Raw genomic sequence first — 4,728 nt, 5'->3', positions numbered from 1 at the left:
AGAGAGATTAACAACATTGTTACTATAATTTATAAGCATAGCCCCTCTTGAAATTATTGAATATGATATTTTTTCCATTTTTTATCTTGCAAATATAACTGTTTCTAACATAGTCTCAAGATCTATTATTGTTATCTTTGTAACATTGGGATTTTGTTTTAATCTTGGTAATTCAATTGTTTCCCATATATTTGCAGTTGTGCACTTTTGTTTGACAACGTACACCCATGATGAAGGGAGTACCCAGCAGACTGATGCCCAGATATTGACGAGTATAAGGTAGGATTGTTGGCGTACTACCTAAAAGAATGCTGATAGGCTCAAGGAAAAACCATCCAAGTAGCATGACAATCAGCGAGAATACCAGTGTGTAGAAAAGTCCGGTGCTTGCCATCACCTCTGCATCCTTGGTATTCTGAGCACCCAACTGACGGGAAATATAATTGCCCGAACCATTACCAAAGAAAAAAGAAAAGGCCTATATGAAAAACATCACACTGAAAACGATACCTACCGCAGCCGTGGATTGTGTATTAATCTTACCAACAAAAAACGTGTCGACCAGATTATACATACTGGTCAGCAGTATAGAGATGATGGTAGGTATAGCCATGGCGCCTATCACACGATGGACAGGCGCCTGGGTCAGGAATGTATATTTATCGCTCATTGTTTTATTTTACAATCTTAGCTATCCAGCTGAAGAGTTCATTCAGGGCATAGTCGCCACTGTGAGGACGGTTCCAAGGTAGCTTGAAGTTTACATCCTTACCTGCGTTCTGCAGTTTTGTTGCCAGATTGATAGCGATAGGGAAAGCAGTATCACGGTCGCGAGCACCATGTCGGATATACCAGTGAGGAGCAACAGAGGTAGCTGCATCACCGATGAAATACATAGGGTTCAGCAGGCGAACATTCTCCTTCACCTCGTCAGACAATGTGCTGCCGGTCTTTGCAGTAGCCCATGCAGTAAAGTTAACATCAGAACCTTGCTCGTTTCCAAACTCACCATTCTCGCCACTTGCAGCTGCTCCGTCCACGTTGTAGCTGTCAAAAGATGGTACACCCTTAAGTGCTTGCGTACTTACTACGTAATTAAGATACTTGCTCATATCAAGGTCTGTTATATATTCACCAACCCTTTTTCCGCCACCCATCATCATCGGAGGCATACCGCCACCCATTCCTGCAGGACGTGCCATACCTACACCGCCATTGATAGGAGCCTGAAAAGCTGCCTCACTGCTGAATGTAAAACCGATAGAATCAGGGATGTCTGCACCTGCATCTTTAGCATCCTGCGCACTACGGATGATAATCTGCTTGATATAGTCAAGATAGTTGTCGGCATTGAGCAATGTACCATCTGTCTTTTTCAAGCCGAGTGAGTTAATATAAGATGGGAACTGTGCTGCCAATTCCTTGATTAATGTCTGCTTACTTGCAGCGAGGCTCTTGCGACTATCGGTATTGCCATACAGCCATTCGTATGCCATATCAGCATGATCGAGGTCGGTAATTGGGCAATAGCACACACTCGCAAAGACATCATCACGACCATCAGCTGCGCCCATAGCCTTGAGCAGTGGCTCATAGGCAGGGTTGTTGCCTGTTGCACCCATCAAACTCGACATCGCTCCACCTGCACTTGTACCGTCAGTAATAATCTTCTCCGTATTACCCGGTATCAAGTTGTCAAAGTGACGCAGGTAACGGATAGCCGCTTTTAAGTCGAGTAGCGCCTTTGGAGCACGACCAGTATAAACCGTCTTCTTTCCTTTCTTTACGGTAGAAGTACGGCCACGGCTACCGGGAATGACGAGAACATAGCCCTCATCCAAAGCGCGCCCGCTGGCATCCTGTGCTTGTGGGTTACCAGCCTGACTTGGCATATAGCCCCCCACGTAGGTGCGGAGGAAGATAGGTGTCTGCTCATTAGCCCCTTCTGGTACAAAGATATTCATATACTGATAGGTAGAATCCTCTACGTTGGTAACAAAATAAAGCTTGTTATAAGCCGTGTAGTTCACCACTTTGCCATCAGGCATTGTCAACGATGCCTTCACTCCACTCTCTGGATTAAATTGCAGAGCGTTTGTCTTAGGTTTCTTTGCAGCATCCATATTCATTGCGAGCATCATTCCTAAGGATGCAATAATTAGTTTCTTCATATTTATTGTTTTATTTAAATTGCTTTTATATCTTTCGCTTATTACTCCTCACCATAGGTATTGTATGAAATATTCTCCGTATTCCATTTATCCTTCGGACTTACATCAGCATCAGGATAACCAATAACGATCGTGTTCAGTGGAATTAACGACTCTGGGAGTCCGAGTACTTTAGCTACGTCAGCACAACGTTCTTTTGAAGGATAGGTACCCGTCCACACGGCTCCAAGTCCCATTCCTGTAGCAGCTAAAAGAATATTCTCTGTTGCTGCAGAGCAATCCTGAATCCAGAACTCACGTGCATTACCTTCAGCTGCCTTGTTCATATCACCACAAACGACGATAGCCAGTGGAGCCTTTGCAGCCATAGCAGCATAGGGGTTAGCCTCAGAAAGCTTTTGTAGCTGCCCTTTATCCGTAACAACGACAAAATGCCAAGGCTGTTTATTCATAGCTGTTGGGGCAGCCATTCCTGCACGAAGCAGTTTTTCTATCTTCTCCTTTTCAATAGTTTTGTTCTCATAAGAGCGGATAGATGTACGCTTGAGAATCGTATTGAGTACTACTTCAGAGCTATCTTGTTCCTTACCTTTGTCATTCTCAGTTACAGCAAGTTTATAACTAAGGAATACAAGTGCAATGGCAGGCACTGCATTGATAATCATTGAAATCTTCATATCGGTTATTTCTTGTTTTTTGAAGTTGACTGTTGACTATATTTAAAGAGCGAACCTGTTGGGCAAACAAAGCGACAGTAAGGTCGCACAATCACCATGGAGAGTGCCACAAAGACGACAGCAATAACGATAACTACCCATGAGGCAGACTGGAAAACAAAAGCAGAGAATGGCTCATAATCAATCCAATCGAACCATACACCTGTCCACAGACATAGCATAAGGACTGCCCACAGCAGCTGTCGGAACATATCTAAACGTTTAGCCGTCTTTGGTTTCATTTTGATTTTATAGCCTACACATTTCCCAGCAAGCTCTTGCAGCGAACCAAACGGACATACGTGCGTACAATAATATGATTTCTTCCCAAAGAGTGGATACACAAATGCGGTGATAAGCATAATGACGGGTACTATTAGTGTCAGCACATTCATACCATTTGACATATAACTAACCATTGATGTAAAGTTCAGGAACGAGCCACACCAGAAGCCTAATACTATCACATTGAGTATCTGTTGGCTTATTCTGTATCGTCTATCCTTGACAAAGAGCGGTACGATGGCAGCCAAAAGTACTACTATCAGTCCTGCTATAGCCTTGCTTGAGAAGTCCATCTCCACCCATATTGAATCCTGTACAGGATTCTTTGCAGCATACTGAAGACCACGTTGCACGTTGCCAATGATAGCCTTTGACGAGAATGTTGCACCTGATACAGCATCCACTTTCAGTTTCTGTGCCTCTTCAACAGTATGTCCGTTCCACTTGGTAAGAAGTGCTGAAGCCTCCTTAAAGAAGTCGGGTGTCTCTGAATTTTCAAGTGCCTTGACACTCTTTACCTTACCATTTTCCAAGGTAATCTCCAAGGGAACGATTCCTCCATAGCCTATGATGTCCTTACCAAGTTCCGTAGTATTCAGCCGTATCGAACCATCTTCAAGGACAACCATTGTCTCTGTCTTTGTCGAATCAGCCTGTTGCTGCTTCAATTCATGTCCTACGACCTTTCCGTCTCTACGGATACTGACTGCTATAACCAGCAGAACACAGGTCAGCAAAGATAATAACTGCTGTAGTTTTCCTGAATAATTGCTCATATTATGTACGTTGTCAAACAAAAGTGCATAACTGCAAATATAGTTATTTACTCTGATATTTCATTGTTTTATTATCAAAAATTCTTTTGTTGATTGATTTTTGCTTTATAATTTCTCTTATCTTTTTAATTTTCTCCCCTTGTCCTAAATATACGTCTTTGGGTGTGAGATTTTCCAACGATTCATGAAATCTTCTCTCATTATAATATTTCACCCACCCATCGATAGCCTTTTCTAATTCAGAGGGACAGAAATAATGATTTGAGACCTCTGCAAAACTCCTTCTACAATTTGTCATTCTTAAATATTCTTTGTACCTTTATCGTATGAAACAAAAGTTATCATCTCCAAGTTTTGCTGACCTATTCCTTGGGCAAAGAAAGGTCAAGCAGACATTCTTTTCACAAATAAATACAGTCATTGATTGGGGACCTATTCGTGCTATAATAGAAGTGGCTTATACAAAAGGCTATAAGTCTACTGGCCGACCCAGCTATGACAGCCTTGTTTTATTCAAGATTGAATTACTCCGCACCTGGTATGGTCTGAGTGGCAGAGAAGTTGAAGAGCAGGTTAACGACCGCTTGTCTTTTAGTCGCCTTGCAGGTCTTGGCATGGAAGATATTGTTCCTGATAGTACAACTGTGTGCCGTTTTCGCAATATTCTTGTTGAAGCGGATTTGTATGATACGCTTCTTGAGGAGTTTAACAGGCAATTGGAAGCTAAAGGAATCATTGTAAAGCGTGGCGCCATTATTGATGCCAGCATTACGAATACGC

General features: G+C 42.5%; 5 protein-coding genes and 1 pseudogene. 1 reads left to right on the top strand and 5 read right to left on the bottom strand.

All coding sequences use genetic code 11. The features are described 5' to 3' along the window. Window positions 1-214: 214 nt before the first annotated feature. From X919_RS15965 to X919_RS0105185, 5 genes and pseudogenes are all read right to left on the bottom strand, one after another. Window positions 215-670 (bottom strand): annotated as a pseudogene (locus X919_RS15965) (MATE family efflux transporter); the annotation flags it as partial. A gap of 4 nt (window positions 671-674) precedes the next feature. After that, on the bottom strand, window positions 675-2,171 hold the full coding sequence (locus X919_RS0105200; protein ID WP_028899288.1) for a hypothetical protein: 1,497 nt from the start codon (window positions 2,169-2,171) through the stop codon (window positions 675-677). Between the two features lie 41 nt (window positions 2,172-2,212). Further along, window positions 2,213-2,848 (bottom strand): nitroreductase family protein, encoded by a 636-nt coding sequence (locus X919_RS0105195; protein ID WP_028899287.1) that lies wholly within the window; start codon window positions 2,846-2,848, stop codon window positions 2,213-2,215. A gap of 5 nt (window positions 2,849-2,853) precedes the next feature. Further along, complete coding sequence (locus X919_RS0105190; RefSeq protein WP_028899286.1) at window positions 2,854-3,948, bottom strand: FMN-binding protein; 1,095 nt, start codon at window positions 3,946-3,948, stop codon at window positions 2,854-2,856. Window positions 3,949-3,991: 43 nt separating this feature from the next. Continuing rightward, a complete protein-coding gene (locus X919_RS0105185; RefSeq protein ID WP_028899285.1) occupies window positions 3,992-4,246 on the bottom strand; it encodes an integrase core domain-containing protein in 255 nt (84 codons plus the stop codon). Between the two features lie 28 nt (window positions 4,247-4,274). Between X919_RS0105185 and X919_RS0105180 the strand changes: the two genes are divergently transcribed. Further along, window positions 4,275-4,728 (top strand): IS5/IS1182 family transposase (locus tag X919_RS0105180; protein ID WP_028899284.1); only part of this gene is annotated, 454 nt, incomplete at its 3' end.

Source organism: Prevotella sp. HJM029 (genome assembly GCF_000599605.1).
GTDB lineage: Bacteria > Bacteroidota > Bacteroidia > Bacteroidales > Bacteroidaceae > Prevotella.
The sequence above is the reverse complement of the archived record's forward strand: the minus strand, read 5'-3'. Positions and strand labels throughout refer to the sequence as shown.

Excerpts from the sequence above, each read along its gene's own strand:
- X919_RS0105200 (WP_028899288.1), bottom strand. The coding sequence starts at position 2,171 with ATGAAGAAACTAATTATTGCATCCTTAGGAATGATGCTCGCAATGAAT.
- X919_RS0105195 (WP_028899287.1), bottom strand. The coding sequence starts at position 2,848 with ATGAAGATTTCAATGATTATCAATGCAGTGCCTGCCATTGCACTTGTA.
- X919_RS0105190 (WP_028899286.1), bottom strand. The coding sequence starts at position 3,948 with ATGAGCAATTATTCAGGAAAACTACAGCAGTTATTATCTTTGCTGACC.
- X919_RS0105185 (WP_028899285.1), bottom strand. The coding sequence starts at position 4,246 with ATGACAAATTGTAGAAGGAGTTTTGCAGAGGTCTCAAATCATTATTTC.